The following is a 26,334-nucleotide window of genomic DNA, read 5'->3' as shown; positions in this document are numbered from 1 at the left end:
TTTTTGTCTGCAAAAAAACACTTCGCTTCAAGTCATCGTACAACTTGCCGATAACGAGCTGTCGGGGCACAGCCCCCGCTCAAGCCCACAACAAGAAAGGCACTCGTTATGTTTCTTCGACAGTTGAATATTGCCCCCCGTGCTGCGTTGGGTTTCGCCTTGATTGCGGTGCTTGTCGCGCTGCTCGGGATATTTGCACTGGGGCAAATGTCGAGCATCCGCGAGAGTGAAGTGGCGGTGGAAAAACAATGGCTACCGAGTATTCGTGGCGGTGACGAGATCCGCGAGATCATGCTGCGCATTCGCACGATTTCCCTGCGGATGGCCCTGGATCAGGACCCGAAGAACATTGCGCAATACCGCAGCCAAATGGATACCCGCGACAAGGAACTGAGCGAAAAGATTGCCGCCTACGACAAGCTGGTTACCACGGCTGAAGGCAAGGCGCTGTACGAGCAGTTCAAAAGTACCTTCGCGGCCTATCGCACTGGCATTGCCCAATCGTTCACCCTGGCTGAACAGGGGCGTCGCGACGAACTGACCAAATTGTTGCTGGTGGACATGAAGACCGTGGTCGACGGTTCCGGCAAACAGCTCAGTGATCTGGCTGAGCTGTTCGCCAAACAAGTCGCGGCGGAAAGCGACAAGTCCAAAGACCACTACGACACTTCACGCTCCATCGTGAGCGTATTCATCGCCCTCGCGGCATTGGCCACGGTTGGCCTGGCGATGTTGCTGACACGCAGCATCGTGCGTCCGTTGAGTGAAGCGGTGAGCGCTGCAGAGCATGTGGCTCAGGGTGATCTGACCCGTCCGATCGAAACCCATGGCAATGACGAAGTCAGTCGTTTGCTCAAAGCGTTGGCGACCATGCAGCAAAACCTGCGGGAAACCCTGCAGGGCATCAGCGGGTCGGCCACGCAATTGGCCACGGCGGCCGATGAATTGAGCGCCGTGACCCTCGATAGCACTCAGGGCCTGCAACAACAGAACAACGAGATTGAGCAAGCGGCCACGGCGGTCAATGAAATGACCATTGCCGTGGAAGAGGTCGCGCGCAACGCAGTCTCCACGTCCGATGCCACTCGCCAGTCCAGTGAGTCAGCGCATCAAGGGCAGGAGAGGGTCAGCGAAACCGCCAGTTCGATCAGTGCACTGGCCGACGACGTGCAGAGCACCGGTGAGCTGGTGCAATCGCTGGCCAACCAATCCCAGGATATCGGCAAGGTGCTGGATGTGATTCGCGCCATTGCCGAACAAACCAACTTGCTGGCGCTCAATGCTGCGATTGAAGCCGCGCGTGCGGGGGAGAGTGGTCGCGGGTTTGCGGTGGTGGCCGATGAAGTGCGCGCGCTGGCCTATCGCACGCAGCAATCGACCCAGGAAATCGAACAAATGGTGCAGGGTATGCGCAACGGTTCGAGCCTGGCCCTGGAGGCCATGAACGCCAGCACCTCCCGTGCCGCCAGCACGTTGTTGCTGGCCGAGAAGGCAGGTGAGGCGCTGCAAACCATCACGGCGTCGGTGCATCAGATTCACGAGCGAAACCTGGTGATCGCCAGTGCAGCCGAGGAACAGGCCCAAGTGGCGCGCGAGGTCGATCGCAACCTGGTGAATATCCGTGACCTGTCTGTGCGTTCGGCCGCCGGGGCCGATCAGACCAGTGCATCGAGCCATGAGCTGTCGCAGTTGGCGAATGCCCTGCAGGGGATGGTGCGGCGCTTCCGGGTGTAATGTTCTCGGATAAAACTGTGGGAGCGAGCCTGCTCGCTCCCACAGTGGTCGGGCGGTATCAGTGCAACTTGAGCCGTGGCTCGGTGCCACGCCCGATCTTACTGCCCAGCATCAACATTGCCGTGCGGAACGGCCCGTACAGCGCCATCTGGTGCATGCGGTACAGCGACACGTAAAACATCCGCGCCAGCCAACCTTCGAGCATCACGCTGCCAGTGAGGTTGCCCATCAAGTTACCCACAGCAGAAAAACGCGACAGCGAGATCAGCGAGCCGTAGTCGGTGTATTTGTATTCAGGCAATGCCTTGCCTTCAATCCGAAGTTTCAGCGACTTGGCCAGCAATGAGGCCTGTTGATGCGCGGCTTGTGCGCGCGGCGGCACGTTGCGATCGGTACCCGGTTGCGGGCAGGCCGCGCAGTCACCGAAGGCGAAGATATTTTCGTCACGGGTGGTTTGCAGGGTCGGCAGCACTTGCAGCTGATTGATGCGGTTGGTTTCCAGGCCATCGATGTCCTTGAGGAAACCCGGTGCGCGAATCCCTGCGGCCCAGACTTTCAGGCTGGCCTTGATCACGTTGCCATCGGTGGTGATCAGGCTGTCTGCCGTCACTTCGCTGACCGCTGCGTTGGTCATGACATTGACCCCGAGTTTCTCCAGGGTTTTATGCACAGGCCCGCCGATTCGCTCTGGCAGCGCAGGCAGAACCCGTGGTCCCGCTTCGATCAGGGTGATGTGCATGTTTTCCGGCTTGATCCGGTCCAGGCCATAGGCTGCCAGTTCGTGGGCGGCATTGTGCAGTTCGGCGGCCAGTTCGACCCCGGTGGCACCGGCGCCGACGATGGCAACGCTGATCTGTTCAACCTTGTCGGTCTGCCCGGCATGGGCACGCAGGTAGTGGTTGAGCAATTGCTGGTGGAAGCGCTCGGCCTGTTTGCGGGTGTCGAGGAACAGGCAATGCTGGGCTGCACCCTGGGTACCGAAATCGTTGGTGGTGCTGCCGACGGAAATCACCAGCGAGTCGTAAGCCACTTCCCGCGCCGGAACCAGCTCAAGGCCGGCCTCGTCATAAGTGGCGGCCAACTGGATTTTCTTTTGTGCGCGATCGAGCCCGCTCATGCGTCCCAGCTGGAACTCGAAGTGGTTCCATTTGGCCTGGGCAACATAGTTGAGTTCATCTTCGGAGGAGTTCAGGGAACCGGCCGCCACCTCGTGCAACAGCGGTTTCCAGATGTGGGTCAGGTTCGCGTCGACCAGCATTACACTGGCGATGCCGCGTTTACCCAGAGTCTTACCCAGACGGGTAGCCAACTCCAGACCGCCGGCGCCGCCGCCAGCGATGACAATACGATGAGTCATGGGGATATCTCACAAGGCTAAAAGAAATCGGTGCAGTCGCGAAGCGGCTCATAGCGTCAGGTAACTGATAAGTCGGCTCAAAAGGCCAAGACCAATGGTCACTGCCAACACCAGCACAAGGAGCATCCACGGCCGGAAGGGCCGGCGCTCGACTCGGTGCTGGGACAGATGCAGGTACTCTTCGACATGCTTCTGGTCGTCGGGGTTCAGGCGGCTGGTCATATCGGGCCTCGTCAGGGGTAGACGTTGCTGATTGCGGAGAGGTTACAAGTCGATTTAACGAACGTTGAACGGAGCATAGCCGCTGTCCGGAATGGGCTCGACGCTCACCGTATCGTCCAGGCGAATGATTCCACTTTGTAACACTCGGGCGGTGATTCCGCCATGTCCGCGAACGGCTTGAAAGGTCCCGGGGCCGAGGTTGTTTTGCAGGCGTGCGCAAGGCTGGCACCAGCCAGTGGTTTCGAAAATCGCCTGGCCAATTCTGAAGCGACGCCCCTTGAGGCTGAACAGGTTGATACCGCTGATAACGAGATTGCGCCGTAACTCATCAGGCAGCACCGGTTTATCGTGCGGGCGGCCCATCAGCGAACTGATCACCGCCAGATGCTCCCATTGGATCAACGTCACTTGCCGCGCATTGCGTACGCCTGGCCGGGCTCGATCACCGGTCAAGCCAGCCTCCAGTCGCGCTTCCACGGCTTCCAGTTCGATCATCGGCACATGAGGTTGCGGGCGCACGCCAATCCAGCGTACGCGACCGATTTGCGGGACATCAGCTATCAGTTCCTGCAATGGGCTCACAGACTGATACCGACGTCGAAAACGATGCTGCGCCCCAGGTTGCTGCGCAGGAAGTCCGGTGCATCCGGATGCGCGAAGAGCACGCGGGCGAAAGTCGGGCCGACCAATGACAACGAGCGCCAGCCTTGGCGCAGGTATTCGGTAGGCGGCGGGAAATGGCTGTTGAGGTCCAGCACTTCGCGCTTGAGGCTGGCGAAGGCGATGATGTCCAGGTCGCCGAGATCCATGCCGCGTTCTTTGTAGTTATGCGCTTTTTTGCGCAAGGTCGGCGCCAGTCGCAGCAAGAATTCGTTGGCCGGGATGCGCCGCGGCTTGGCCTCGCGCCGGACCAGTTGGCTCAGGGAGAATGCGCTGCGGCGGCGTTGCAGCTCATCGCGCCATTCGTCGTTGAGGCGCCGGCCTTCGTCGAGGACGAAGAACACCTCGAAGCTGGCATCGCGAAACAACACGTCCGGCGGTTCGCCGGCCGGGGCGAATTCGTCGGCACGATAAGGAATGTTCAAGCCTTGAAGCAGGCGCTGGCAGACCCAACGCTCACGCTCCCATTTGCGGGCATTGGACAGGAACGCGTTGGCTTGCTCGGCCGCGATGGTCAGCAAGCGTAAGTAATCTGAGTCATCCATAGGCCCAAGCTTAGCGTTCAATTGCGACAAGCAGAAAGCGTTAAGCGGTAAACAGTGTCACTGGGCACCGGGAAGCGCCGGTGTAAACTGCTGGCCACTACCCATGCGATTGAGCGAGGAATTGAACGTGAAGTATTGGTCAGTGTTACTGCTCGGGCTTTTGCCACTGTGGGCCCATGCGCTGGAAGTGGGTGAGCGATTGGCGCCATGGACGCTGCTCGATCAGTTCGATCAGGCCTTTACCCTCGACAATCGCACTCAGACGCTGCTGGTGGCGCGCAGCATGGAAGGCGCCAAGTTGGTCAATGCTGCGTTGCAGGGCCAGCCCAAAGGCTATCTGGAGGCCCGTCATGCAGTATTTCTCGCGGATATCCAGCGCATGCCACGGCTGATCGCCAAAATGTTCGCCGTGCCGGCCATGCGCGATTATTCCTACCGGGTCATGCTGGATCGCGATGGCCGCGTTGCACCGAAGTATCCCGGTGCTGTGGATAGCGTGCTGTGGTTACAGCTCAAGGACGGCCAGTTGGTGGCGCAGCGCGAGTACGCCACGGCTGCGCAGTTGCGTGAGGCGCTGGAGACGTCTCGCCCATGATCGGTGCCGAGCTGCTGTCATCTCAGAGTCTGACAGTCGGCTGGCTGATTTATGTGCCGGTGTTGCTCTGGGCGATCTGGCGTGCGCCGTGGGTTGAGCTGTTCACCGATAGCCGTCGCCAGCATTTACTGTTCGGCACGGTGTTCGCGCTGTTTATGTTGTGGTTGGTGCGGCGGGATTTCGATACCGGCGTGTCCTATCACTTCATTGGCATGACAGCGGTAACGCTGTTGCTGGATTGGCCGCTGGCGATCATCGGCGGACTGGTGGCGCAGTTGGGGCTGGTGTCGCTCGGGCGGCAGGATTTGATGGCGGTCGGGGTCAACGGCGCGTTGTTGATTCTGTTGCCGGTGCTGGTGACCGAATGCTGCGCGATCCTGGTGGAACGCGCGCAGCCACGAAATCCCTTTGTGTATATCTTCGTTTCCGGATTTTTTGCCGCGGCACTGTCGGCGTTGCTGTGTCTGCTGCTGGCGCTTTGGCTGTTGTGGTTCGACGAGCGTTTTGAGATGCCGTACTGGCTGGAGGATTTTGTCGGTTACCTGTGGTTGCTGATTTTTCCCGAGGCCTTTATCAACGGCATGGTGGTCAGTGCTCTGGTGGTGTTCTGCCCGGAATGGCTGGAGACCTTCAACCGCACGCGCTACCTTTCGGCGCCCTGGAAGGACGACGATCCGAAGCCTTGATTCACATCAAACCCTGAAAGCGCTGGTGATCCCATGCTCGGCAAAACCTTCAGGAGTTTCGTCATGAGTGTTTATGAGTGGGCAAGGCAGGAATTGCGCCAGAGTCTGGATTCGGCGCAAGCGGAAGGATTTGATCCTGGGTTGAGCCTGCGCGCCTTGCTCAGTGCCGTGGTGCAGCAGAGCAAGGCCGTACGCAGTGCGGAGGATCTGGCCGACGAGTTGCATTTCCTGGCGGAAAACCTCGACGACGGTCAGGACTACGGCTTCATGCGGCCCTGACGACGGGCATCAGTGACGCGGATCGAAGTCGCCGCTGAACAACTCATCCTCGGCATCGGGAGCCACGGGAATCTTGTGTTCTTCCGACGCCCAGGCCCCCAGGTCGATCAGTTTGCAACGGTCCGAACAGAACGGGCGGAATTTGCTTTCGGGACTCCATTCGACAGGGGCTCCGCAAGTCGGGCATTCGACGGTTGGGGTTTGGCTCATGACTGGCCTCCACGCAAAGTAAGGTAAAAGTGATGCAGGCGTTCAACCTCGCTGTGCAGCCAGGCGAGGTCGCGGTCGTTGACCACCACGTCGTTGGCATGTCTCAGGCGATCCTGGCGGCTGGATTGGGCCTTGAGGATCGCCTGGACCTGCTGTTCGCTAGTCTGGTCACGCAGCAGCGTGCGTTCGATCTGTAGCTGTTCGGGGGCATCGATCACCAGCACCCGTTGGGTCATGGCGTACTGCCCGGACTCGATCAGCAGCGGCGAAACCAGAATCGCATAAGGCGATTTTGCCAGCGCCAGATGTCGAGCGATTTCCTCGGCGATCAGCGGATGCAGTAACGCTTCGAGCCAGCGACGTTCTTCCGGCACCTCGAAGATCCGTTTGCGCAGCGCGGCGCGGTCCAGTTGCCCGTCGGCGAGTAACACATCCGGTCCGAAGTGTTCGACGATCTTCGCCAGCGCCGGCCGCCCCGGTTCGACCACCCAACGGGCGGCATGATCGGCGTCGACCACATGTACGCCGAGGTCGATGAAATGTTGGGCCGCCGCGCTTTTTCCGCTGCCGATGCCGCCGGTGAGGCCGAGAATCCAGGGTTTTTCCACAGGGGTATTCATTTCAAACCGACAAACTGCCAATAGAAGTCGGTTATTTGAACACCCCAGAGCAAGGCAATCCAGCCAGCAATGGCCAGATAGGGCCCGAAGGGGATCGGGGTCGAGGTTTTTGCCTTGCGCAGGCGCAGGATAATCAAGCCAATCACGGCACCCGCCAGGGAGGAGAGGAGGATGGTCAGCGGTAATATTTGCCAGCCACCCCAGGCGCCAAACATCGCCAGCAATTTGAAATCGCCATGGCCCATGCCTTCCTTGCCGGTGATCAGTTTGAACAACCAAAACACCGACCACAGCGCCATATAGCCGGTGATCGCGCCCCACAATGCATCCTGCAACGGCACGAACAGGCCGAGGCTGTTGACGATCAGCCCCAGCCACATCAGCGGCAGCACCAGCACGTCCGGCAACAATTGATGTTCAACGTCGATCAGGCTCATGGCCAGCAGGCCCCACGTCAGTAGCAGGGTCATGCCGGCTGGCCAGCCGAAACCGAAGTGCCAGGCAATGAACGCCGACAACAGGCCGCAGGCGAGTTCGGTCAATGGGTATCGTTTGCTGATCGGTGTCGTGCAAGACGAGCAGCGTCCGCGCAGCAGCAGGAAGCTGAGCAGCGGAATATTTTCCCAGGCCCGAATCCGGTGACCGCAGTTCGGGCACTGGGAATGGGGCAGCAGCAGGTTGTAGGTCGGCAGCGGTGTTTCGCCGGGCAGCCCGAGAGTGTCATGGGCCTGCAGGCGCCACTCGCGCTCGAGCATTTTCGGCAGGCGCCAGATCAGCACGTTAAGAAAGCTGCCGACCAGCAGGCCGATCACCCCGGTGATGACGACAAAGGCTAGCGGGTAGTGGGTGAGAATTTCGTTCAAGGGCATATCAGATCGCTGAGCCGAGTTGGAAGATGGGCAGGTACATCGCGACGACCAGGCCACCGACGATAACACCCAGCACCACCATGATGAACGGTTCCATCAGGCTGGTCAGATTATCGACCATGTTATCGACTTCGTCTTCGTAGAAACCCGCGACCTTGTCGAGCATGCCGTCCAGCGCGCCGGACTCCTCGCCAATGGCGGTCATCTGGATGGCCATGTTCGGAAAGATGCCCGAGGTGCGCATGGCGAAATTCAGCTGCATACCCGTCGAAACATCCTGCTTGATCCGCTGCACTGCGCGCTTGAACACAATGTTGCCGGTCGCGCCCGCCACTGACTCAAGAGCTTCCACCAGCGGCACACCGGCGGCGAACGTGGTCGCCAGCGTACGGGCGAAACGGGCCACGGCGGATTTGTACATCAAGGTGCCCACCAGCGGCAGTTTCAACAACCCGGTGTCCATTCGGTCGCGAAAAGCCTGGGACGTCCTGAAGGCATGGCGCATGGCGAACGACCCTGCGACCAGCACCCCGAGCATCATCCACCACGTGTCTTGCATGAACCGCGACAAGCCAATGACCATCACAGTGAAAGCGGGTAACTCGGCTCCGAATCCCTGGAATACCGACTGGAATTGCGGCACCACTTTGACCAGAAGAATCCCGGTGACGATGATCGCGACAAACACCACCACCAGCGGGTAGGTCATGGCTTTCTTGATCTTGGCCTTGAGGCTTTCGCTCTTTTCCTTATAAGTCGCCACCCGTTCCAGCAGCGTATCCAGCGCCCCGGCCTGTTCGCCGGCGTCCACCAGATTGCAGTACAGCTCATCGAAATACCGGGGCTTTTTGCGCAGGGCCGCGGCAAAGCTGTTGCCCGCCGCGACGTCCTGTTTCACCTCGTCCACCAGCGTGCGCATGGCCGGGTTATCGAAGCCTTCGCCGATGATGTCGAACGACTGCAGTAGCGGCACCCCGGCTTTCATCATGGTTGCCATTTGTCGGGTGAACAGGGCAATGTCCCGGGCCTTGATGTGGTTGCCCAGGTTGAGCAGCGAGGGGGTTTTCTTGCGAACCTTGCCGGGGGTGATGCCTTGCTTGCGTAATTGCGCCTTGATCAGTGCCGGGTTATGTCCGCTCAGCTCGCCGGTTATTCGGGTGCCTTGGCGATCAGTGCCTTCCCAGGCATACACACTGATTTTTGCTGCTTTGACCGCCATGTTCTGTCCTTGGTGACCTGGTTGAATTCTTCAAGGCTGGGGATGCAGTGTTGGCACCCCCGGGCTCATAGATCGTGGATATGCCGATGTGTTCCTCGCAGATACCTCTCATTGGCTGGGCCCCGCGGGGAGTCTGCGCCGCTCAGGGCCCATTGTTTGGCCTGGCTGTTGGAGGCGATGCCATGCCTCGGAGTGCCGGACACACGACTCATAGCCTAGTCAAACGGAGGGACCAAGCCGCCAAGGAGGAGGTGACAAAAACTGTCAGATAGTGCGGATTCTGGGGGTAGGAAAGGGTGTTGTGGCGGTCGTGCACCCCGCCAACAGGGCGCGCGGGGCCTGGCATGGGCTGTGCTGCGACAGCTTCAGATCATGAGATTTCGACTCATGCACGGAGGCTGTCAATGCACAAACAAAGAGGCTTTACCCTGATCGAGCTACTGATAGTGGTCGCAATCATCGGGATTCTGGCGACGTTCGCCATTCCTGCGTACTCCAAATACCAGGCGCGGGCCAAAGTGACGGCGGGGCTGGCTGAGATTTCGGCCTTGAAGGTGCCGTTCGAAGACGTCATCAATCAAGGCGACGATCCGGATCTGGCTAAGGTAACCGGGACACCGGTCACCTCTAACTGCACAATGACAGCGACCGGTAACGCTGCGGAGGGTGCTGGCACTATTGTCTGCACCCTTGTGAATGCACCGGGCCCCGTGCTGAATAAGACCATCACCTTGTCGCGAACGCTGACGGGGTGGACGTGCGCCACCACAGTCGATCAGGACTACGCGCCCAAAGGTTGCACGGGCGTTGCCCCGAAAGTCTGATCCATGAGCTGATTGCCAATACCCCGCCGTTCGCGGGGTATTTTTTTGTCCGGCTTCACAGCAAATGAGGCTTGAAGAAAAACTGCGTTAATTCATGGCCTTAGGCCTGCGGCAAAACCCGCAACTTGCATGTAGAGATTTTCAAAGTCATGCATTTTGCATGATTCCGGAATATGGCAAATTTTATAAGTAATTGATTTATATCGGTTTATTGTCTGTTTCAAAGTTGGCATAGCGTTCGCACTCTCTCTGGTAACCCTGCTGAAAAGAAATCCAGCAGACTTTCCAGAAAAACAGGAGTTACTCGTATGAAGAAGTTCGCTATCGCTGCCGCCACTGTTACCGCGCTGACCCTGACCATGGCCAATGCTGCATTTGCACAGACTCAAGCCACCCAGGCACCCATGATGCTGGCGGCCGGTGAGATGACCAAAGCCGAGGAAGCTACTTCCGATACCTGGATTACTACCAAAGTCAAAAGTGACCTGCTCACCGAAAAAGGCATCCCTGGCACCGACATCAAAGTTGAAACCAATAAGGGTGTCGTGTCTCTGTCATCCACCGTTGCGGTGACTGACGCTCAGAAAGCCACTGCCGTGGCGATCACCAAAAAAATCAAAGGCGTCAAAGCGGTCTCCGCTGACGGCCTGAAAGCCGAATAAGGCACGACTTCTCGCCTGGACTGGGAGAAGGCGCGGCAGGCGGGCCGAGCTATACGCCTGTCGCCTCTGAGGAGTTCATGCGAACGGCCATACGGATGTGGCCATTACAGGCCCCGGCACTCGTGTCGGGGCCTGTTCTATTGTGGCGTCGCAAACGAACGGGAGATCGGTTCTTGCGTTGTCTTTGCTTCACTCGGCGTCCAGATGCAGTGGCGTAACGACCTTGCCGTCCTTTTCTGCTTCGCCCAGTTGGGCATCGATAAAGTACACGCGGTCATCGGCGAGTTGACCCTTGTCGACCAGATAATCCTTGATGCTGCTGGCGCGATCCTGCCCCAGCTGACGCAATAGCACGTCGCTGGTACTCCAGAATTTGATCACGTCGGCGCGCATCTTCGCCGTGCGTTCCTCCTTGCCCAGATCCTTCCATTCGGCGGGTGGCTGGGTCTTCAGGCGGGTGCGGTAGATCCCTTCCAGCAGCGGGCCCTTCTCGTTGTCCGGCACCACCAGCATCGAAGCCTGGGCGGGCACTTTGTCGCCGCGGCGCTGGAGCATTTTGTAGTAGTTGTACTGGTATTCCCGTTCCAGGCGTTGTTCGGCGATCAATGGGCCGTCGCTGCTTTGCGCCGCCGTGCCTTCGATCTCCAGACGCAGGGCCGGACGCTCCTTGAGCGCGTTGGACAGTTTGACCAACGCCGCTTCAGCGTCCTTGCCCAGGTCGCTTGAGCCAGGTGCAAAAGACACACTACCCAGGTCTTCCGAGCCACCGCCGCTGACCAGCCCGCCAATCAGTTTGAAGGGAGCCGCCGCCGCTTTCACGATCAGGTTGCGCAAGGTCTGCCAGACGATTGGCATGACGCTGAACTGCGGATTATTGAGGTCGCCGGTGACCGGCAGTTCGATAGAAATCTTGCCGTCGACGTCCTTGAGCAAGGCAATCGCCAGTTTCAGCGGCAGGCTCACGGCGTCGGGGCTGTCGACTTTTTCGCCCAGTTGCAGTTGTTCGACCACCACTTTGTTCTCGGCTTTTAGCTGGCCTTTGGTGATCAGGTAATGCAGGTCAAGATTGAGTCGGCCCTTGCGGATACGGTAACCGGCGAACTTGCCGGAGTAGGGCGTCAGCGTGGTCAGTTCCACGCGTTTGAAGCTGGTGGCGATGTCGAGGCTGGCCATCGGGTCGAACGGATTGACCGCTCCCTTGATGGTCACCGGTGCATAGCGGTCGACCTTGCCCTTGACGTCGACACTGGCGGGTTTGGCCTGGCGGCTGTCGATGGTGCCGATTTGCCCGTTGAGTTGTTGAACGGCGGTTGCAAAGTTTGGTGTCAGGCTGAAGTCGGCGAAATTGGCCGAACCGTCATTGATGGCAATCCCGCCGATATGAATACCCAGTGGCTTGTCCTTGCTGGCGGCGGGTTTGGCGGCAGCAGTCCTGGCGCCGGAATCGGCCGGTTGCGGGATCAGCAGATCATCGATGTTGGTGGTGCGGTCATCGTTGATCATGAATCGCACATAGGGCTGCATCAGGTTGATTCTGTCGATCGAGAGGCTATCACCGTGTTGATAGTTCAGGCCTTCGACCATGACCTGCTGCCATTTGAGAAAGTCGCGGGTTTTCAGGGTGTCGAGCGTATGCAGCTGATCAACCTGGGCGCGCCCGGTTACGCTGAAGGCCAAGGGTTCGGTGCTTTTCAGGTTGACCGCCAGATCGCTGCCGAGCATGCCGCTGCGCAGTTCCAGGCGTATGAATGGCGTGATGTAGGACTGGGCGACCCGTAGGTCGATGTCCTTGGTCTGGACATTGAGTCTGGCGCTGATCGGGGCCAGATTGACCTCCCCGTCTGCCAAAAGCTTGCCTTGTTTGCCAACGCCAGTATCGAGTTTGAGCGTAAAAGGCGAGCCATTGAGACTGTCGAACTTCTGAAGGTCGAGATTCAATGGTCCCAATTCCAGCGCGACGGGAGGTTGTGCCTTGCGGTCGGCCAGATGCACCTGATAGTCACGCAGTTGCACGTCGTTGAGCAGGACCTGCCACGGTTTGCTCGCTGGAGCAGGGGCGGGCTTGGGTGAATCGGCTGCTGCCGGCGTGCTGGCCGGTTCGGCCTTGGCCTTGGCGGCGGGTTTGGATGGCTGGCTGGCGAACAGCTTCTGCCAATCGAGTTGGCCATCAGCCTCCAGTGCCGCCCAGGTTTCCAGTTTACGGCTGCGGATCTTGCCGACCACCACCTGCTGTTTGGCCAGGTCCACGGTGGTATCGCTGATGTCCAGTCGCTCAAGCTTCACCAGTGGCCGTCCATCCGGCGCCTTGATGGAGAAGGGCGCAACGCTGACCGCGACATTGCTCAGCAGCAACTCGGTCTGCTTGGACAGGTTGAGTTTGTAGTCGGTGCTGATATTGACCACACCGCTTTCCAGGTCCAGGGGCACTGCGTCGCGCACGTAGGGCCAGAAGGATTTCATCTTGCCGTCAGTGATTTTCAGCTTACCTTCGGAGGCAATCGGGATCAGGCTGAAGTTACCCGTCCAGTCGACCTGTCCGCCGCCCGGGCCGATGGCGACCAATGTCATGTCGGCACTGTCTTCGGGCCGGGTACTGAGGTTTTTCAGCTCGAAATCGAGTTTGTCGTAGATAAATTCGATGGGTTCGCTGGGGCGCTCATCCTTGAAGTGCACGACACCACCGGCCAGATTGATCCGGTCTATGCGTAGCGGGAACGGTTTTGCATCGGGATCGGCGGGCGTCGGTTCGCTCTGTGGCAGTTTGAACAACCCGAGCAGGTTGAGTTTGCCGTCCTTGCCGAAGAGGATCTCGGTCTTGGATTTTTCCAGTTCGATATCGGACAGATGCAGCGTCTTGGTCCAGAGGCTATCGAGTTGCAGGTTGGCGTACAGGCGTTCGAAGCCGATCTGCTCCTTGCCGGGCTCGCCGATACTCAAGCCCCAAAGTGTCACTTCAAGGCTGAACGGGTTGAGTTCGATCCGCTGGAGAGTGGCGGGCATCGTGGCGTAGTTGGCCAGTTGCTGGTTGGCAATACGCAGGGCGATGCCCGGTAAAATCAGAAACCCCAGCAGACTGTAGAGCGCCAGAGCAGTCAACAAGGCGCCAATGGCGCGAATCAATCCTTTGTACATGTGTGGCTTCATCTGTCTGAATCGGAGTGCCTTGGAGTATGGCACGCGATTCCGGTTCCGAAGCAAACAGCCTGCTCAGGATTTTTCAGATTTGTCTGACACGGATCAAAGCTGCAGGATCAGGGTTTTCAGTGGCGGTTGCTGATCCATCGACGGGAAATCGGCCCCGGGTTTCATCACCGTCCACTCTCGCACCGGCCGCCCGGCTTTCTCGGCACAACGTAAAACCTGTTCACGCCAGTCGTCCATGCTGACTTTTGCCAGGTTGTTGCAGCAGATCAGCACGCCATTGTCGGCGGTGGTCAACAGGGCGGGTTTGAGCAGGCTCTGGTAGTCGCGCAGCAGGTCGACGGTGCCGAAAGCACTCTTGGCCCAGGCCGGTGGATCGAGCAATACCAGATCATATTGGCGCTGTTCCAGGCGCTGATAGCTTGGCAGTTTCTGCCCGCGTCGCTGGCTGATCGGCAGGCCGGCCAATTGGCGGATGGCCGGGAAGTAATCGGACTGAATGAACGTCATGGTCGGCAATTGCGGGTTGAGCAGGCCATTTTCACGACCGACTGCTAGATTGCCTTCGGCGAAGTCCAGGTTGCACACCTCGCTGGCGCCACCGGCCGCGGCACTGAGGCCGACCCCACAGGTGTAGGCGAACAGGTTCAGCACACTTTTGTTTTTGCTGTGGTCCTTGACCCAGCCGCGCGTGTTGCGCAAGTCGAGGAACAGCAAAGGGTCTTGCCCGGCGTGGCGTCCGCGGACCCGGTAATTGAGCCCCCACTCGTGGCCGACCAGATCTTGCAGGGCCGCTTCGTCGGCGCGGTAGACGGTGTCTTCGCGATCGATACGCGAGTTGCCACGGGAGCGGTCGTTGTAGACCAGCAGCAAGTCGAGGCCCAGATGCTGGCTGACGATTTCATGCAGTTGCAGCAGCGCCTCGCGTTCCAGCGACTGGTGGAAGCTTTGCACCAACAGTTGCGGGCCGTAGCGGTCAATCGTCAGGCCCCCGGCGCCTTCCTGGCTGCCATGGAACAGGCGATAGCAGTCGGTGCCTTGCTGGTGCAGTTCGGCCAGCAGGTCCTGGCGATGTTCAAGGGCGGCGCGCAGCGCCTGATTCAAGGAAGACATGCTGGGCGCCTTGCAGGAGAGAATTTGGCGCGGGAGTTTAGCAGTTACTGAGGTTGAAGCTTCAAGCTTCAAGCTTCAAGTTTGCGGCTTGCAGCTTGCAGCTTGCAGCTTGCGGCTTGCAGCTCTGAGCATCAGGTCAATAACCCCATCCGTCGCTTGGCACGTTGCACCGAGCCATTGCGCACCGCCCAACGCAGCATCGGTGCGCTGCGATTGACGCTGGCGCGGATCAGCTTGCGTTGCAACGGGCTCTGGCTGACGCCGAGCAGGTCACTGGCCCAGTCCGGTAGCAGATCGATCCCGGCCTGCATCATCATCCCCCCGAAAGGCTTGGCCAAACGGCTGGGAGAGGGGGCGTTCAAGAGCAGCCGCAAGACTTCGCGACTGCGTTCGTCGCACAACAGTTGCGGGCGGATTTGCTCCAGATACTCGGCCACGGCCCGCCGGGAACGGGGCACATCGCGGGCCCCCAGGCGTTCGGCGACCAGGGCGATTTCAGCGTAGTAGCTATCCTGATCGGCTGGAGAAAGGTGCGGGTTGCGATAGCGCAGGTGCGCGGCGAGGAAGTTGCTGACTTCGGCCACATGCACCCAGGTCAGCAGGTCGGGGTCGCTGGCGGCATAGGGGCGCCCATCGGGCGCCGTGCCGGTCACTTGCAGATGAATGGTGCGGACCTTCTCGATCAGCCAGTCAGCGTCCTGTCGCGAACCGAAGGTGGTGCCGGAAATAAACTGTCCGGTGCGGCGCAGGCGACCGAGCATGTCCTCGCGAAAATTCGAATGGTCCCACACTCCGGCCAGTGCCAGCGGATGCAAGGCTTGCAGCATCAGGGCGCTAATACCGCCGATGAGCATGCTGCTGAAGTCGCCGTGAACCTGCCAACTCACCGAGTCAGGCCCGAACAGGCCCGGATCGCCTTTGGGGTTTTCCAGGTCGAGCTTGCCCAGGGACAGACCGGTCAGGCTCATGATTTGGCTTTCGATACGGCTGCGGATGAATTCCATGGGGGCTCAGTAAGTTTCTGTAGGAGCGAGCTTGCTCCTACAAAGGTTCGTTATGGGTTCAGGCGTTTGTCGATCAAGCCCTGCACTACGCTTGGGTCGGCCAGGGTCGAGGTATCCCCCAGGCTGTCCAGTTCGTTGCAGGCGATCTTGCGCAGGATACGCCGCATGATCTTGCCCGAACGGGTTTTCGGCAAGGCTGGCGCCCACTGAATCAGGTCCGGCTTGGCGAAGCTGCCGATTTCCTTGCTGACATGGGCCAGTAATTCCTTTCTCAGTTCTTCGTCAGGCGTAATGCCGTCCATGGGGGTGACGAAGGCATAGATGCCTTGGCCCTTGACGTCATGGGGATAACCGACCACCGCGGCCTCGGCAATGCTGTCGTGCAGCACCAACGCGCTTTCCACCTCGGCGGTGCCGATACGATGCCCGGAAACGTTGATCACGTCGTCAATTCGCCCGGTAATCCAATAGTCGCCATCTTCGTCGCGGCGTGCGCCGTCACCGGTGAAGTAATAGCCGGGGTAGGGCTTGAAGTAGGTGTCGACCATTCGTTGCGGGTCGCGGTAGACGCTGCGGATCTGCGCTGGCCAACTCGATTTTATGGCCAGGACACCGCTGCCGGCGCCTTTGATTTCCTTGCCGTGCTCGTCGAGCAGCACCGGCTGCACGCCGAACATCGGTTGGGTGGCGCAGCCGGGTTTGATCCGTTGCGCGCTGACCAAGGGGCTGAGCATGATGCCGCCGGTTTCGGTCTGCCACCAGGTGTCGACGATCGGGCAACGCTCTTCGCCGACCACATGGAAGTACCACTCCCACGCTTCCGGGTTGATCGGCTCACCGACGCTGCCCAGCAGTCTGAGGCTTGCCCGCGAAGTGTCCTGCAACGGCCCGGCGCCTTCACGCATCAGTGCGCGCAGGGCCGTGGGGGCGGTGTAGAAGATGTTGACCTTGTGTTTATCGATCACTTGCCAGAAGCGCGAAGTGCTCGGGTAGCTCGGCACGCCTTCGAATATCAGTGTGGTCGCGCCATTGGCCAGCGGGCCATAGACGATGTAGCTGTGTCCGGTCACCCAGCCGACATCGGCGGTGCACCAGAACACTTCGCCATCGCGGTAGTCCAGCACGTATTTGAAGGTCATCGCTGCTTGCAGCAGATACCCACCGGTGGTGTGCAACACCCCCTTGGGTTTGCCGGTGCTGCCAGAGGTGTAGAGGATGAACAGTGGATCTTCGGCGTCCATCGGTTCGGGTGGGCAGTCGTCCGTGACATCGCGCAACGCCTGGTGGTACCAGATATCCCGGCCTTCGACCCAGTTCACCTGATTCTGTGTGCGCTCGACCACGATCACTGTGCTGACGCCAGGGCAACTTTGCAGCGCCTTGTCGACATTCTGTTTGAGTGGCACGAACTTGCCGCCGCGCACGCCTTCATCGGCGGTGATCACGGTGCGGCAGTCGGCGTCGAGAATCCGGTCGCGCAATGAATCGGGGGAGAAACCGCCGAACACGACGGAGTGCACCGCGCCGATGCGGGTACAGGCGAGCATGGCGAACGCCGCTTCGGGAATCATCGGCATGTAGATGCACACCCGGTCGCCTTTTTTTACGCCACGGCTTTTGAGCACGTTGGCCAGGCGACAGACGTTGTGATGCAATTTTTTGTAGGTGATCTGTGTGGATTCGGCGGGGTCGTCGCCTTCCCAGATAATCGCGGTTTGATCGCCGCGCTTTTCCAGATGACGGTCGATGCAGTTGTAACTGACGTTCAACTGGCCGCCGGCAAACCAACTGGCCTCACCGGTTTTCAGGTCATAGCGCTGGACGGTCTGCCAGGGTGCGCTCCAGTCGAGAAAACGGTTGGCCTGTTCGGCCCAGAAGGTACTGGGGTGTTCAATGGATTCGCGGTAAAGACGATGGTATTCGTCCTGACTCAACTGTGCAGCCCGGCGGACGGCATCGGCCTTGGGAAACGTGCTGATATCGAACATGACGGTTCCTCATTCTTGTTTTTGCGACAAGAGGGGAGCTGCGCGACCCTCGTAGAAGCTGGCAAGCCAGCTCCTACAAGGTTAGTACCACATGCAGGAATAGCGTCAAATCAGCCGCGGTGACGACCACGGAAGTAGTTGATCAAGCCTTGTGTGGACGCGTCGTCAGCCGGCGCTTCTTCGCTGCCAACCAGACGGTTGTAGACGCCCTTGCCCAACTCCTTGCCCAGCTCCACGCCCCACTGGTCGAAGGCGTTGATGCCCCAGATCACGCTTTGTACAAAGACCTTGTGCTCGTACATCGCCACCAGTGCGCCGAGGCGGCGCGGGCTGATGCGCTCGACCACCAGGGTGTTGCTCGGACGGTTGCCCGGGATCACTTTGTGTGGCGCGAGTCGTTGCACTTCGGCTTCGCTCATGCCCTTGTCACGCAGCTCGGCTTGCGCCTCGGCGAGGGTTTTGCCCAGCATCAGCGCCTGGCTTTGCGACAGGCAGTTGGCGTACAGCCACTGGTGGTGGTCGGCCACCGGGTTGAAGCTGACGATCGGCACAATGAAGTCGGCCGGAATCAATTGGGTGCCCTGGTGCAGCAACTGGTGGTAAGCGTGCTGACCGTTGCAACCCACGCCGCCCCAGATCACCGGGCCGGTATCGGTAGAAACGGCGGTGCCATCCTGGCGCACGCTCTTGCCGTTGGATTCCATGTCCAGCTGTTGCAAGTGCTTGGTGATGTTGCGCAGGTAGTGGTCGTACGGCAGGATCGCGTGGCTCTGGGCACCCCAAAAATTGCCATACCACACGCCGAGCAAGGCCAGCAGCACGGGCATGTTCTGTTCGAACGGCGCGGTCAGGAAGTGCTGGTCCATAGTGTAGGCACCGGACAGCAGTTCCTTGAAGTTCGACATGCCGATGGCCAGGGCAATCGGCAGACCAATGGCCGACCACAGCGAGTAACGCCCGCCCACCCAGTCCCACATCGGGAAGATGTTCTCTTCGCGGATACCGAAGGCCACGGCGGCAGCGTTGTTGCTTGAAACCGCGATGAAGTGACGATGCAGCTCGGCTTCCGAACCACCCTGGGCCAGGTACCAGGCGCGGGCGGCCTGGGCGTTTTTCAGGGTTTCGAGGGTGTTGAAGGATTTCGACGAGACGATGAACAGCGTGGTCTCGGCGCGCAATTTCATGGCCAGTTCGTGGAACTCGCTGCCGTCGATGTTTGCGAGGTAGTGGCAACGCACGCCTTTCTGGGCGTAGGCCAGCAGTGCCTCTGACACCAGTTCAGGGCCGAGGAACGAGCCACCGATGCCGATGTTCACCACATCGGTGATCGGTTTTTCGGTGTAACCGCGCCACAGACCGTCGTGGATGCGGCCGACGAGGTCAGTGATCTGGTTCAGCACCTTGTGCACTTCCGGCATCACGTTGACGCCGTTGACCGACAGCTTGTCGCCAACCGGGCGACGCAGGGCGGTGTGCAGGGCAGGGCGGCCTTCGGAGGCATTGACGATTTCGCCGTCGAACAGCGACTTGATCGCGCCCTTGAGGTCGACTTCGTTGGCCAGGCCAACCAGCAGCTTGCGGGTCTCGGCGTTGATCAGGTTTTTCGAATAATCGAGAAACAGGCCGCAGCTGCTGAGGGTGAATTGGGTAAAGCGCTGCGGGTCGGCATTGAAGGCCTCGCGCATGCTGAAATCCTGCATGGCCTGGCGGTGGTCATTCAACGCTTGCCAGGCAGGCAGAGCGGTAACGTCATGAGGGGTGCGGTAGTACGCCATCGCTGCGGGTTTCCTTTTTACTTGAACGGCTTTTATGACACTGAAAGTCCCGGAATGTCTCGGCCACATTGTGGACGAAGTCCGGTCAGCCTGCGTGCACACGATTAAATAGCGCAGACCGGTAACAGTAAACCTCGCGGGTTGATCTGTCTTGGCTTTGTCTGACCTGCGACCGGTACTTTTTTATACCGGTACGGCAGGCGAGGACAATAGAGAGGGGTCCGGGGTGGAGAATGGCGGGTTCGATCAGGCGACCTGAACCGGAATGGCGTTGCTGGTGTGGCTCAGTTCATTGCCTGGCGCCATGTAGAGCATGCGCGGCTTGAAATTGAGCAATTCGGCTTCGCTGTAATGGGCGTAAGCGCAGATGATCACGCGATCGCCGACCTTGGCCTTGTGCGCGGCGGCACCGTTAACCGAGATCATGCGCGAACCTTCTTCGCCACGGATGGCGTAGGTGGTGAAGCGCTCGCCGTTGTCGACGTTGTAAATCTGGATCTGTTCGTACTCACGAATGCCGGACAAATCCAGCCATTCGCCGTCGATGGCGCAGGAGCCTTCGTAATCGAGTACCGCATGGGTGACTTCGGCGCGGTGCAGCTTGGCTTTGAGCATGATGGCGTGCATGAGTGTTTCCCGGGTCGGAATCGAACGGCGGGCAGTTTGCCCGATGGCGTTGGGGGCGACAATACAGCTTGGAATTCAATTGACGGAGCAGTCGGAAACTCTGTGGGAGGGGGCCTGCTCGCGATGCCTGACCGTCAGCCAACACAGCTGTTGAATGTCAGTCCGTTATCGCGAGCAAGCTCGCTCCCACAGCAATGGAGGTGCTCGGAATTATGCGTCGAGATTCAGGTGCAGGTTGTCGATCAACCGCGTCGTGCCCAGGAATGCCGCGACCAGAATCACCAGATCGCGGTCCTCGGGCGTTGCCGGACGCAAGGTCAACGCATGGCGAATTTCCAGGTAATCCGGACGCAGGCCTGCCGTTTCGAGCTTTTGCAGTTGTGCGCGGATCAGGGTCGGATAATCGCGTTCACCCTGCTTGATCGACTCGGCGATCTCGCTCAGTGTGCGATACACCACCGGCGCAACGGCCCGCTGGTCTTCGTTGAGGAAACCGTTGCGCGACGACAGGGCCAGGCCGTCGGCCGCACGAACGGTCGGCTCGCCGATGATCTGGATCGGCATGTTCAGGTCATGGGCCAGCGCACGAATCACCGCCAGTTGCTGGAAGTCTTTCTGACCGAAGATCGCCAGGTCCGGCTGGACCATGTTGAACAGCTTGCTGACCACTGTCGCCACGCCCTCGAAATGCCCCGGACGACTGGCGCCGCACAGGCCTTCGGACAGTTGTGGGACGCTGACGCGGGTCTGGCCCGCCATGCCGTCGGGGTACATCTCTTCAACGGTGGGTGCGAACAGCAAGTGGCAGCCGGCCTGGAGCAGTTTCTCCTGATCGGCGGCGAGGGTGCGCGGGTACTTGTCGAGGTCTTCGCCGGCACCGAACTGCAACGGGTTGACGAAAATGCTCGCGACCACGAAATCCGCTCGTTGCGAGGCTTTGGTCACCAGTGCGATATGACCACTGTGCAGGTTGCCCATGGTCGGCACGAAGGCGATGCGCTTGCCTTCGCTGCGGGCGCGAGCCACGGCGGCTCGCAGTTCGCGTACGGTTTTTACGGTGTTCATGCAGAGAATCCGTGTTCGATGCCGGGGAATGTTGCTGCTTTGACTTCAGTGACGTAGGCACTCAAGGCTGCATGGATGCTCTCTTGGCCGGCCATGAAGTTCTTCACGAATTTGGGGACGCGGCCAGTCATGGACAGGCCCAGCATGTCGTGCAGGACCAGTACCTGACCGTCGGTGCGATGGCCGGCGCCGATGCCGATCACCGGAATCTTTACCGCCTGGGTGATTTCCTCGGCCAGTTCGCTGGGAACGCACTCGAGCAGCAGCATTGCCGCGCCGGCCTGTTCCAGCGAAATCGCATCGGCACGCATCTGCCGCGCCTGGTTTTCGTTACGGCCCTGGACTTTGTAGCCGCCGAGGATGTTCACCGATTGTGGCGTCAGGCCCATGTGCGCGCACACCGGGATGCCGCGTTCGGCGAGCAGACGGATCGAATCCGCCAACCACAACGCGCCTTCGACCTTGACCATGTGCGCGCCAGCCTGCATCAACAGGGCGCTGTTGGTCATGGCCTGTTCGGTGGTGGCATAGGCCATGAATGGCAGGTCGGCGAGGATCAACGCATCGGTGTTACCGCGTTTGACCGCGGCCACATGGTAAGCCATTTCGGCGGTCGTGACCGGCAGGGTGCTGTCGTGACCTTGCAAAACCATGCCGAGGGAGTCGCCCACCAGCAAAACTTCAACGCCAGCCTGATTGCAGGCGTGGGCGAAGGTCGCGTCATAGCAGGTCAGCATGGTGATTTTTTCACCTTTTTGCTTGAGACCTTGCAGCGTGGTCAGGGTGATGGCTGGCATGAAAAGTTCCTCATTCAGGCGCTGTGGAAACTACTGCGAGTAACGCGCGTGATTCTTCGTTAAATACAGGCGCACGTTCTTTTGTCGTGCTTGTAAGGCCTGGATTGCGCCCTTCAACGCCGTGTTGACGGCAACGGGACGCCTATAGTCGTGAGGAGAACTCGGGAAGTCAATTGGGTGTGTTACCGCCTTGTTACGTCTGGGGTGTTACCGGGGTTACTGATGCGATTCAGCAAGTTCTGTAGGACTGACACCGCACCAATGTAGGAACGAGCTCGCTCCCACAGGGGTATTGGGGTCAATTTGGGGGCAGGCGTTCCAGGCCGACGAACGGGCATGCGGCGAGCAGTTCGCTGAGGCAGCGACCATCGGCCAAACGCAGATCGGCTGGCGCCAACTCCGCCAGCGGATACAGGACAAAGGCTCGTTCCTGCATATGGTAGTGCGGCACCTTCAGGCGAGGCTCATCGATCAGCCGATCACCGAACAGCACGATATCGAGATCCAGGGTGCGTGGCCCCCAGCGTTCAAGGCGTTCGCGGCCTTGCTCGTTCTCGATGGCTTGCAGCGCATCCAGCAGCTCCAGCGGTGCCAGGGCACTGTCGAGGGCGGCGACCGCGTTGGTGTAGCGCGGTTGTCCAGGAAGCAGCGAGTCGCTTTGATAAAACCCGGAAACACCGACCAGTACCGATCGCGGCAGCCGGGCCAGTGCGGCGACGGCACTGCGCAACTGTTCGGCGGGGGCCGCCAGATTGCTGCCCATGCCGATGTAGATGCGTTCCATGGATTATTCGCCCGTGTTGCTCGAGGCGCCCGCGGCGCGCTTGCGCTTGGAGCCACCACTGCGGCGACGCTTGCGCGGTGCGCCGGTGCCGTCATCCTTGCCGCTGAGGTCGCGGATCATGTCGCGACGCTCGCTTTCATTGGCATCCTGATAATCCGTCCACCATTCGCCCAGGCCATCAGTCTGCTCGCCCGCGCTTTCGCGTAGCAGCAGGAAGTCGTAACCGGCACGGAATCGTGGGTTGTCCAGCAGCAGGTCGGCACGTTTACCGCTGCGACGGGGCAGACGCTCCTGCATGTCCCAGATTTCGCGGATCGGCATGGTGAAGCGTTTTGGAATGGCGATGCGCTGGCATTGTTCGGCAATCAACTCGTGGGCCGCTTCCTGCATCGCCGGAATCGGCGGCATGCCACGTTCCTGCAGGCGCAACACGCGCGCAGGCAGCGCAGGCCAGAGCAGCGCGGCAAACAGGAACGCCGGCGTCACCGGTTTGTTCTGCTTGATACGCAGATCAGTATTGATCAGCGCTTCGCTGATCAATGTGTGGGTGTAGGTCGGATTGTATTCCAGCGCTTCGGCACTGGCCGGGAACAGGGGGTCGAACAATTGCAGGTCGACCAGCATCTCGAAGGTGTCCGCAGCATGGCCGGAGAGGAACAGCTTGAGCACTTCTTCGAACAGGCGGGCTGACGGAATTTCGCGCAGCATCGGTGCCAGATCGCGGATGGGCACGGCGCTGTGTTTCTCGATGCCGAAATTCAACTTCGCTGCAAAACGCACGGCCCGCAGCATACGGACCGGGTCTTCCTGGTAGCGTTGCTTCGGATCGCCGATCAGGCGGATCAGATGATTGCGAATGTCGTGTACGCCATTGGCGTAGTCGAGGATGCGTTCGCTGACCGGATCGTAGTAAAGGGCATTGATGGTGAAGTCGCGGCGTTGTGCGTCTTCTTCCAGGGTGCCGTAGACGTTGTCGCGCAGGATGCGCCCGCTTTCGTTGCGGGAAGACTGATTGCTGTCTTCCTCTTCGTCGTTTTGCGGGTGATTGGCGCGGAAGGTCGCGACTTCGATGATTTCGCGGCCGAAGTGGATGTGCACCAATTTGAACCGACGCCCGATGATCCGCGCATTGCGGAATTCGGCCCGTACCTGTTCAGGGGTGGCGCTGGTGGCGACATCGAAGTCTTTCGGCGTGATGCCTAGCAGCATGTCGCGCACACAGCCGCCGACCAGGTATGCCTGGTAGCCGGCGCCCTGCAGGCGTTCGACGATATTCACCGCGTAACGGCTGAATTGCGCCTTTTGCAGCGAGTGTTGGCCGCTGTTAAGCACTTCAGGTGTGCTGCGGATGTGTTGCGTACGACGCAGGGGAGTACGGAATGACTGGAACAGCTTCTTCAGCATGGGATGCACTGTTTGAAGGAATGTTCGGCCAAAAACGAAGAATGACCGCATGATGGGCCGGGATTCTAGCATTTAGTCGGGGGATGGTGTAGGAAGCTGCAAAAGCGCTTGAAGGAGATGTCGTTGTCTGGGCTGAACGCCAGAAACTACAAGGGGAGCCGAAGCTCCCCAAGAAGTAGTTGCATGCTCTGTTTTTATTATTGGTTTCGGGCTTTTTGTTTTTGTTAAGTGCCCTCGCCATGAAGTTTTCCTTCATGACCCTCCCAATCGGGAGCCAAGAGCAAACGGATTGCTTTGGTCGCTGTGTTGCGTTGATCTTGCGATCCAACCAGTACAGGCTCTGTCTTAAGACAGTTTTTTGTTGTTCTCGGCCTGGTCGTGGGGCAAGCCCCAAATACAACGCCTCTCCAAAAGAATCAGTTAGCTGCGCCTCTCGCCGTCTTGTTTTTATTGTGCGTGAGTCGATTCGTCTTATTTTTATTGTCTTGTGCATTGCTTGTTATTGTTCTTGTACCAAACATATAGCAGGGTGCGTGCCAACTTTTACAAACCCCAGTAAAACAAGGGCTTGCCTGTACTGGTGGGGTGGCTGAAGGCCAAAAAAAGCCGGGGCTTCGTTACCGTAAGCCCCGGCTTCTGTTACGTGAAAAACCTGAGGTAACAGTTTCTTCACAAAATCATGTGTTACCCGCACATGAGACAGGTGGGGTTCAGCTTTCGCTGGCAACCCCGGTCTTGCGCCGTGGGATGCCCAGGCGCTGACGGCGTTCCCACAGGCATTTGCGGCTTACCCCGAGTTTGCGTGCCAGCTCGGTTTCGGTCATGTGGTCCTGATGTTCAAGGACGAAGTGCTGGAAGTAGTCTTCCAGGGACAGGTCTTCGGTCGGCTCGTGGCTGTTGTTGGCGGCACTGTTGCCTTGTTGCGGTGCCAGGCCGATGAATTCGTCGTCTTCCAGATCACTCAGCTCAATGTCGATGCCCAGCAGCTCGGCGGATATTTCCGGGCTCTCGCTCAGGATGACCGCGCGCTCGACGGCGTTTTCCAGTTCTCGAACGTTACCGGGCCATGAGTAATGGCGAATGGCTTGCTCGGCATCCGGGGCAAACTTCAGGTCGGTGCGGTTGATCCGCGCGCTCTGCCGCGCCAGGAATGCATTGGCGATTTCGTTGACGTCGGCACCGCGCTCACGCAGGGCCGGCAGTTTCAGCGCGATCACGTGGAGGCGGTAATACAAGTCTTCACGGAACTGGCCGACTTTCGCCAGGCTCTTGAGGTCGCGGTGAGTCGCGGCGATCAGGCGCACATCGACTTTCTGCGACTGTACCGAGCCCACCCGGCGAATTTCGCCTTCCTGCAGTACGCGCAGCAGGCGGGCCTGTGCTTCAAGTGGCAGTTCGCCGATTTCATCGAGGAACAGGGTGCCGCCGTCCGCCGCTTCCACCAGGCCGGCACGCCCGGCGCTCGCACCGGTGAACGCACCTTTTTCGTGACCGAACAGTTCGGACTCGATCAGGCTTTCCGGAATGGCCGCGCAGTTCACCGAGATCATCGGCGCCTTGGCGCGTTTCGACAGGTTGTGCAGGGCGCGCGCCACCAGCTCTTTACCGGTGCCGGACTCGCCCTGGATCAGGACATTGGAATCGGTCGGCGCCACTTTGCGGATCTTGCCATACAGGTCCTGCATCGGCGGGCAGGAGCCGATGATGCCGATTTCGCCGTTGCTGTTGTCGGTACCCGGTTTTGCCGCGCCGTTGGCGACTTTACCGGCAACCGGTTCACCGCTGGCAGGCGTCGATTGCCGGTCACGCAGGATGCGTGCGACGGCCTGGAGCATTTCGTCGTGATCGAAAGGCTTGGCGATGTAGTCCACCGCGCCCATCTTCATCGAGTCGACCGCCGAGCGCAGGCTGGCGTAGCTGGTCATGATCAGCACCGGAGTGCCTTGGCCGAGTTTGATCAGCTCGGTGCCCGGTGCGCCAGGCAAGCGCAAGTCACTGACGATCAGGTCGAACGTGGGAATGGTGAAGCGTTCTTGTGCTTCCTGCACTGAACCGGCTTCGCTGACCTGATACTGGTTGCGTTCCAGCAGGCGGCGCAAGGCGGAGCGGATAATCGTTTCGTCTTCGACGATCAAAATGTGCGGCATTGATTCG

At 59.5% G+C, this 26,334-nt stretch carries 25 protein-coding genes and 1 pseudogene; 7 read left to right on the top strand and 19 right to left on the bottom strand.

All coding sequences use genetic code 11. The annotated features are described in order from the left end of the window. Positions 1 to 108: 108 nt before the first annotated feature. Together GQ39_RS33845 and GQ39_RS33840 are read left to right on the top strand one after the other, a co-directional pair. A pseudogene (locus tag GQ39_RS33845) lies at positions 109 to 879 on the top strand (MCP four helix bundle domain-containing protein); the annotation flags it as partial. Beyond that, positions 871 to 1,734 (top strand): methyl-accepting chemotaxis protein, encoded by an 864-nt coding sequence (locus tag GQ39_RS33840; protein WP_422626030.1) that lies wholly within the window; start codon positions 871 to 873, stop codon positions 1,732 to 1,734. The pseudogene GQ39_RS33845 and the gene GQ39_RS33840, both read left to right, overlap by 9 nt. A 58-nt stretch (positions 1,735 to 1,792) precedes the next feature. Here the strand turns inward: GQ39_RS33840 and GQ39_RS20815 are convergent, their stop codons facing one another. From GQ39_RS20815 to GQ39_RS20800, 4 genes are read right to left on the bottom strand one after another with little or no spacing between them, the layout of a single operon-like run. Then, a complete protein-coding gene (locus GQ39_RS20815; RefSeq protein WP_047533385.1) occupies positions 1,793 to 3,091 on the bottom strand; it encodes an NAD(P)/FAD-dependent oxidoreductase in 1,299 nt (432 codons plus the stop codon). 48 nt (positions 3,092 to 3,139) lie between these two features. Next, a complete protein-coding gene (locus GQ39_RS20810) occupies positions 3,140 to 3,313 on the bottom strand; it encodes a DUF3094 family protein (RefSeq protein ID WP_047533382.1) in 174 nt (57 codons plus the stop codon). A 54-nt stretch (positions 3,314 to 3,367) separates the two neighbouring features. Beyond that, positions 3,368 to 3,895: an MOSC domain-containing protein gene (locus GQ39_RS20805; protein ID WP_047533379.1), complete on the bottom strand. Its 528-nt coding sequence runs from the start codon at positions 3,893 to 3,895 to the stop codon at positions 3,368 to 3,370. After that, positions 3,892 to 4,518, bottom strand: a complete 627-nt coding sequence (locus tag GQ39_RS20800; protein WP_047533376.1) for a DUF1780 domain-containing protein — start codon at positions 4,516 to 4,518, stop codon at positions 3,892 to 3,894. Before GQ39_RS20800 ends, GQ39_RS20805 begins: the two co-directional genes overlap by 4 nt. A 127-nt stretch (positions 4,519 to 4,645) precedes the next feature. On the opposite strand from GQ39_RS20800, the gene GQ39_RS20795 reads away from it, so the two are divergent. From GQ39_RS20795 to GQ39_RS20785, 3 genes are all read left to right on the top strand, one after another. Further along, on the top strand, positions 4,646 to 5,113 hold the full coding sequence (locus GQ39_RS20795; protein WP_047539076.1) for a hypothetical protein: 468 nt from the start codon (positions 4,646 to 4,648) through the stop codon (positions 5,111 to 5,113). Continuing rightward, positions 5,110 to 5,799, top strand: a complete 690-nt coding sequence (locus GQ39_RS20790) for an energy-coupling factor ABC transporter permease (protein WP_047533373.1) — start codon at positions 5,110 to 5,112, stop codon at positions 5,797 to 5,799. Before GQ39_RS20795 ends, GQ39_RS20790 begins: the two co-directional genes overlap by 4 nt. 63 nt (positions 5,800 to 5,862) lie before the next feature. Then, the gene (locus tag GQ39_RS20785) at positions 5,863 to 6,078 is read left to right on the top strand and encodes a hypothetical protein (protein ID WP_047533370.1); all 216 of its coding nucleotides are present in this window, start codon (positions 5,863 to 5,865) and stop codon (positions 6,076 to 6,078) included. A 9-nt stretch (positions 6,079 to 6,087) separates the two neighbouring features. Here the strand turns inward: GQ39_RS20785 and yacG are convergent, their stop codons facing one another. From yacG to GQ39_RS20765, 4 genes are read right to left on the bottom strand one after another with little or no spacing between them, the layout of a single operon-like run. Beyond that, positions 6,088 to 6,288, bottom strand: coding sequence for a DNA gyrase inhibitor YacG (gene yacG, locus GQ39_RS20780; RefSeq protein ID WP_008058361.1), 201 nt, complete (start codon positions 6,286 to 6,288; stop codon positions 6,088 to 6,090). Continuing rightward, on the bottom strand, positions 6,285 to 6,908 hold the full coding sequence (coaE, locus tag GQ39_RS20775; RefSeq protein WP_047533366.1) for a dephospho-CoA kinase: 624 nt from the start codon (positions 6,906 to 6,908) through the stop codon (positions 6,285 to 6,287). The genes yacG and coaE overlap by 4 nt, the downstream gene beginning before the upstream one ends. Then, a complete protein-coding gene (locus GQ39_RS20770) occupies positions 6,905 to 7,777 on the bottom strand; it encodes a prepilin peptidase (RefSeq protein ID WP_047533363.1) in 873 nt (290 codons plus the stop codon). The genes coaE and GQ39_RS20770 overlap by 4 nt, the downstream gene beginning before the upstream one ends. A 1-nt stretch (position 7,778) precedes the next feature. Continuing rightward, positions 7,779 to 8,996, bottom strand: a complete 1,218-nt coding sequence (locus tag GQ39_RS20765; RefSeq protein ID WP_047533360.1) for a type II secretion system F family protein — start codon at positions 8,994 to 8,996, stop codon at positions 7,779 to 7,781. A 404-nt stretch (positions 8,997 to 9,400) separates the two neighbouring features. Here GQ39_RS20765 and GQ39_RS20760 point away from each other — a divergent pair, with 404 nt between their 5' ends. Together GQ39_RS20760 and GQ39_RS20755 are read left to right on the top strand one after the other, a co-directional pair. Further along, positions 9,401 to 9,820, top strand: a complete 420-nt coding sequence (locus GQ39_RS20760; protein ID WP_047533357.1) for a pilin — start codon at positions 9,401 to 9,403, stop codon at positions 9,818 to 9,820. A gap of 308 nt (positions 9,821 to 10,128) precedes the next feature. Then, positions 10,129 to 10,482 carry a BON domain-containing protein gene (locus GQ39_RS20755; protein ID WP_047533355.1) on the top strand — a complete coding sequence of 118 codons (354 nt, stop codon included), beginning with the start codon at positions 10,129 to 10,131 and terminating at the stop codon, positions 10,480 to 10,482. Positions 10,483 to 10,671: 189 nt separating this feature from the next. Here GQ39_RS20755 and GQ39_RS20750 read toward each other — a convergent pair whose 3' ends face one another. The 11 genes from GQ39_RS20750 to GQ39_RS20700 form a co-directional block, all read right to left on the bottom strand. Next, a complete protein-coding gene (locus GQ39_RS20750) occupies positions 10,672 to 13,626 on the bottom strand; it encodes a DUF748 domain-containing protein (protein ID WP_047533353.1) in 2,955 nt (984 codons plus the stop codon). Between the two features lie 93 nt (positions 13,627 to 13,719). Further along, positions 13,720 to 14,736 carry a class I SAM-dependent rRNA methyltransferase gene (locus tag GQ39_RS20745; RefSeq protein WP_047533351.1) on the bottom strand — a complete coding sequence of 339 codons (1,017 nt, stop codon included), beginning with the start codon at positions 14,734 to 14,736 and terminating at the stop codon, positions 13,720 to 13,722. A gap of 131 nt (positions 14,737 to 14,867) precedes the next feature. Continuing rightward, on the bottom strand, positions 14,868 to 15,740 hold the full coding sequence (locus GQ39_RS20740; protein WP_047533348.1) for an oxygenase MpaB family protein: 873 nt from the start codon (positions 15,738 to 15,740) through the stop codon (positions 14,868 to 14,870). A 50-nt stretch (positions 15,741 to 15,790) separates the two neighbouring features. Further along, the gene (acs, locus tag GQ39_RS20735; protein WP_047533345.1) at positions 15,791 to 17,728 is read right to left on the bottom strand and encodes an acetate--CoA ligase; all 1,938 of its coding nucleotides are present in this window, start codon (positions 17,726 to 17,728) and stop codon (positions 15,791 to 15,793) included. A gap of 110 nt (positions 17,729 to 17,838) precedes the next feature. Further along, entirely contained in the window at positions 17,839 to 19,503 is a 1,665-nt protein-coding gene (gene pgi / locus GQ39_RS20730) for a glucose-6-phosphate isomerase (protein WP_047533342.1), read from the bottom strand. A 246-nt stretch (positions 19,504 to 19,749) separates the two neighbouring features. After that, positions 19,750 to 20,130, bottom strand: a complete 381-nt coding sequence (gene panD, locus GQ39_RS20725; RefSeq protein WP_003228271.1) for an aspartate 1-decarboxylase — start codon at positions 20,128 to 20,130, stop codon at positions 19,750 to 19,752. Positions 20,131 to 20,340: 210 nt separating this feature from the next. Beyond that, positions 20,341 to 21,195: a pantoate--beta-alanine ligase gene (panC, locus tag GQ39_RS20720; RefSeq protein ID WP_047533340.1), complete on the bottom strand. Its 855-nt coding sequence runs from the start codon at positions 21,193 to 21,195 to the stop codon at positions 20,341 to 20,343. Next, positions 21,192 to 21,992 (bottom strand): 3-methyl-2-oxobutanoate hydroxymethyltransferase, encoded by an 801-nt coding sequence (gene panB, locus GQ39_RS20715; protein ID WP_047533338.1) that lies wholly within the window; start codon positions 21,990 to 21,992, stop codon positions 21,192 to 21,194. The genes panC and panB overlap by 4 nt, the downstream gene beginning before the upstream one ends. Positions 21,993 to 22,290: 298 nt before the next feature. Beyond that, the gene (gene folK, locus GQ39_RS20710) at positions 22,291 to 22,776 is read right to left on the bottom strand and encodes a 2-amino-4-hydroxy-6-hydroxymethyldihydropteridine diphosphokinase (RefSeq protein ID WP_047533336.1); all 486 of its coding nucleotides are present in this window, start codon (positions 22,774 to 22,776) and stop codon (positions 22,291 to 22,293) included. A 3-nt stretch (positions 22,777 to 22,779) separates the two neighbouring features. Then, entirely contained in the window at positions 22,780 to 24,180 is a 1,401-nt protein-coding gene (locus GQ39_RS20705) for a polynucleotide adenylyltransferase PcnB (RefSeq protein ID WP_047533333.1), read from the bottom strand. Between the two features lie 710 nt (positions 24,181 to 24,890). Further along, complete coding sequence (locus GQ39_RS20700; protein WP_047533330.1) at positions 24,891 to 26,327, bottom strand: sigma-54-dependent transcriptional regulator; 1,437 nt, start codon at positions 26,325 to 26,327, stop codon at positions 24,891 to 24,893. Positions 26,328 to 26,334 lie beyond the last annotated feature (7 nt).

Source organism: Pseudomonas sp. 11/12A (genome assembly GCF_000800055.1).
Lineage (GTDB): Bacteria > Pseudomonadota > Gammaproteobacteria > Pseudomonadales > Pseudomonadaceae > Aquipseudomonas > Aquipseudomonas mohnii.
The sequence above is the reverse complement of the archived record's forward strand: the minus strand, read 5'-3'. Positions and strand labels throughout refer to the sequence as shown.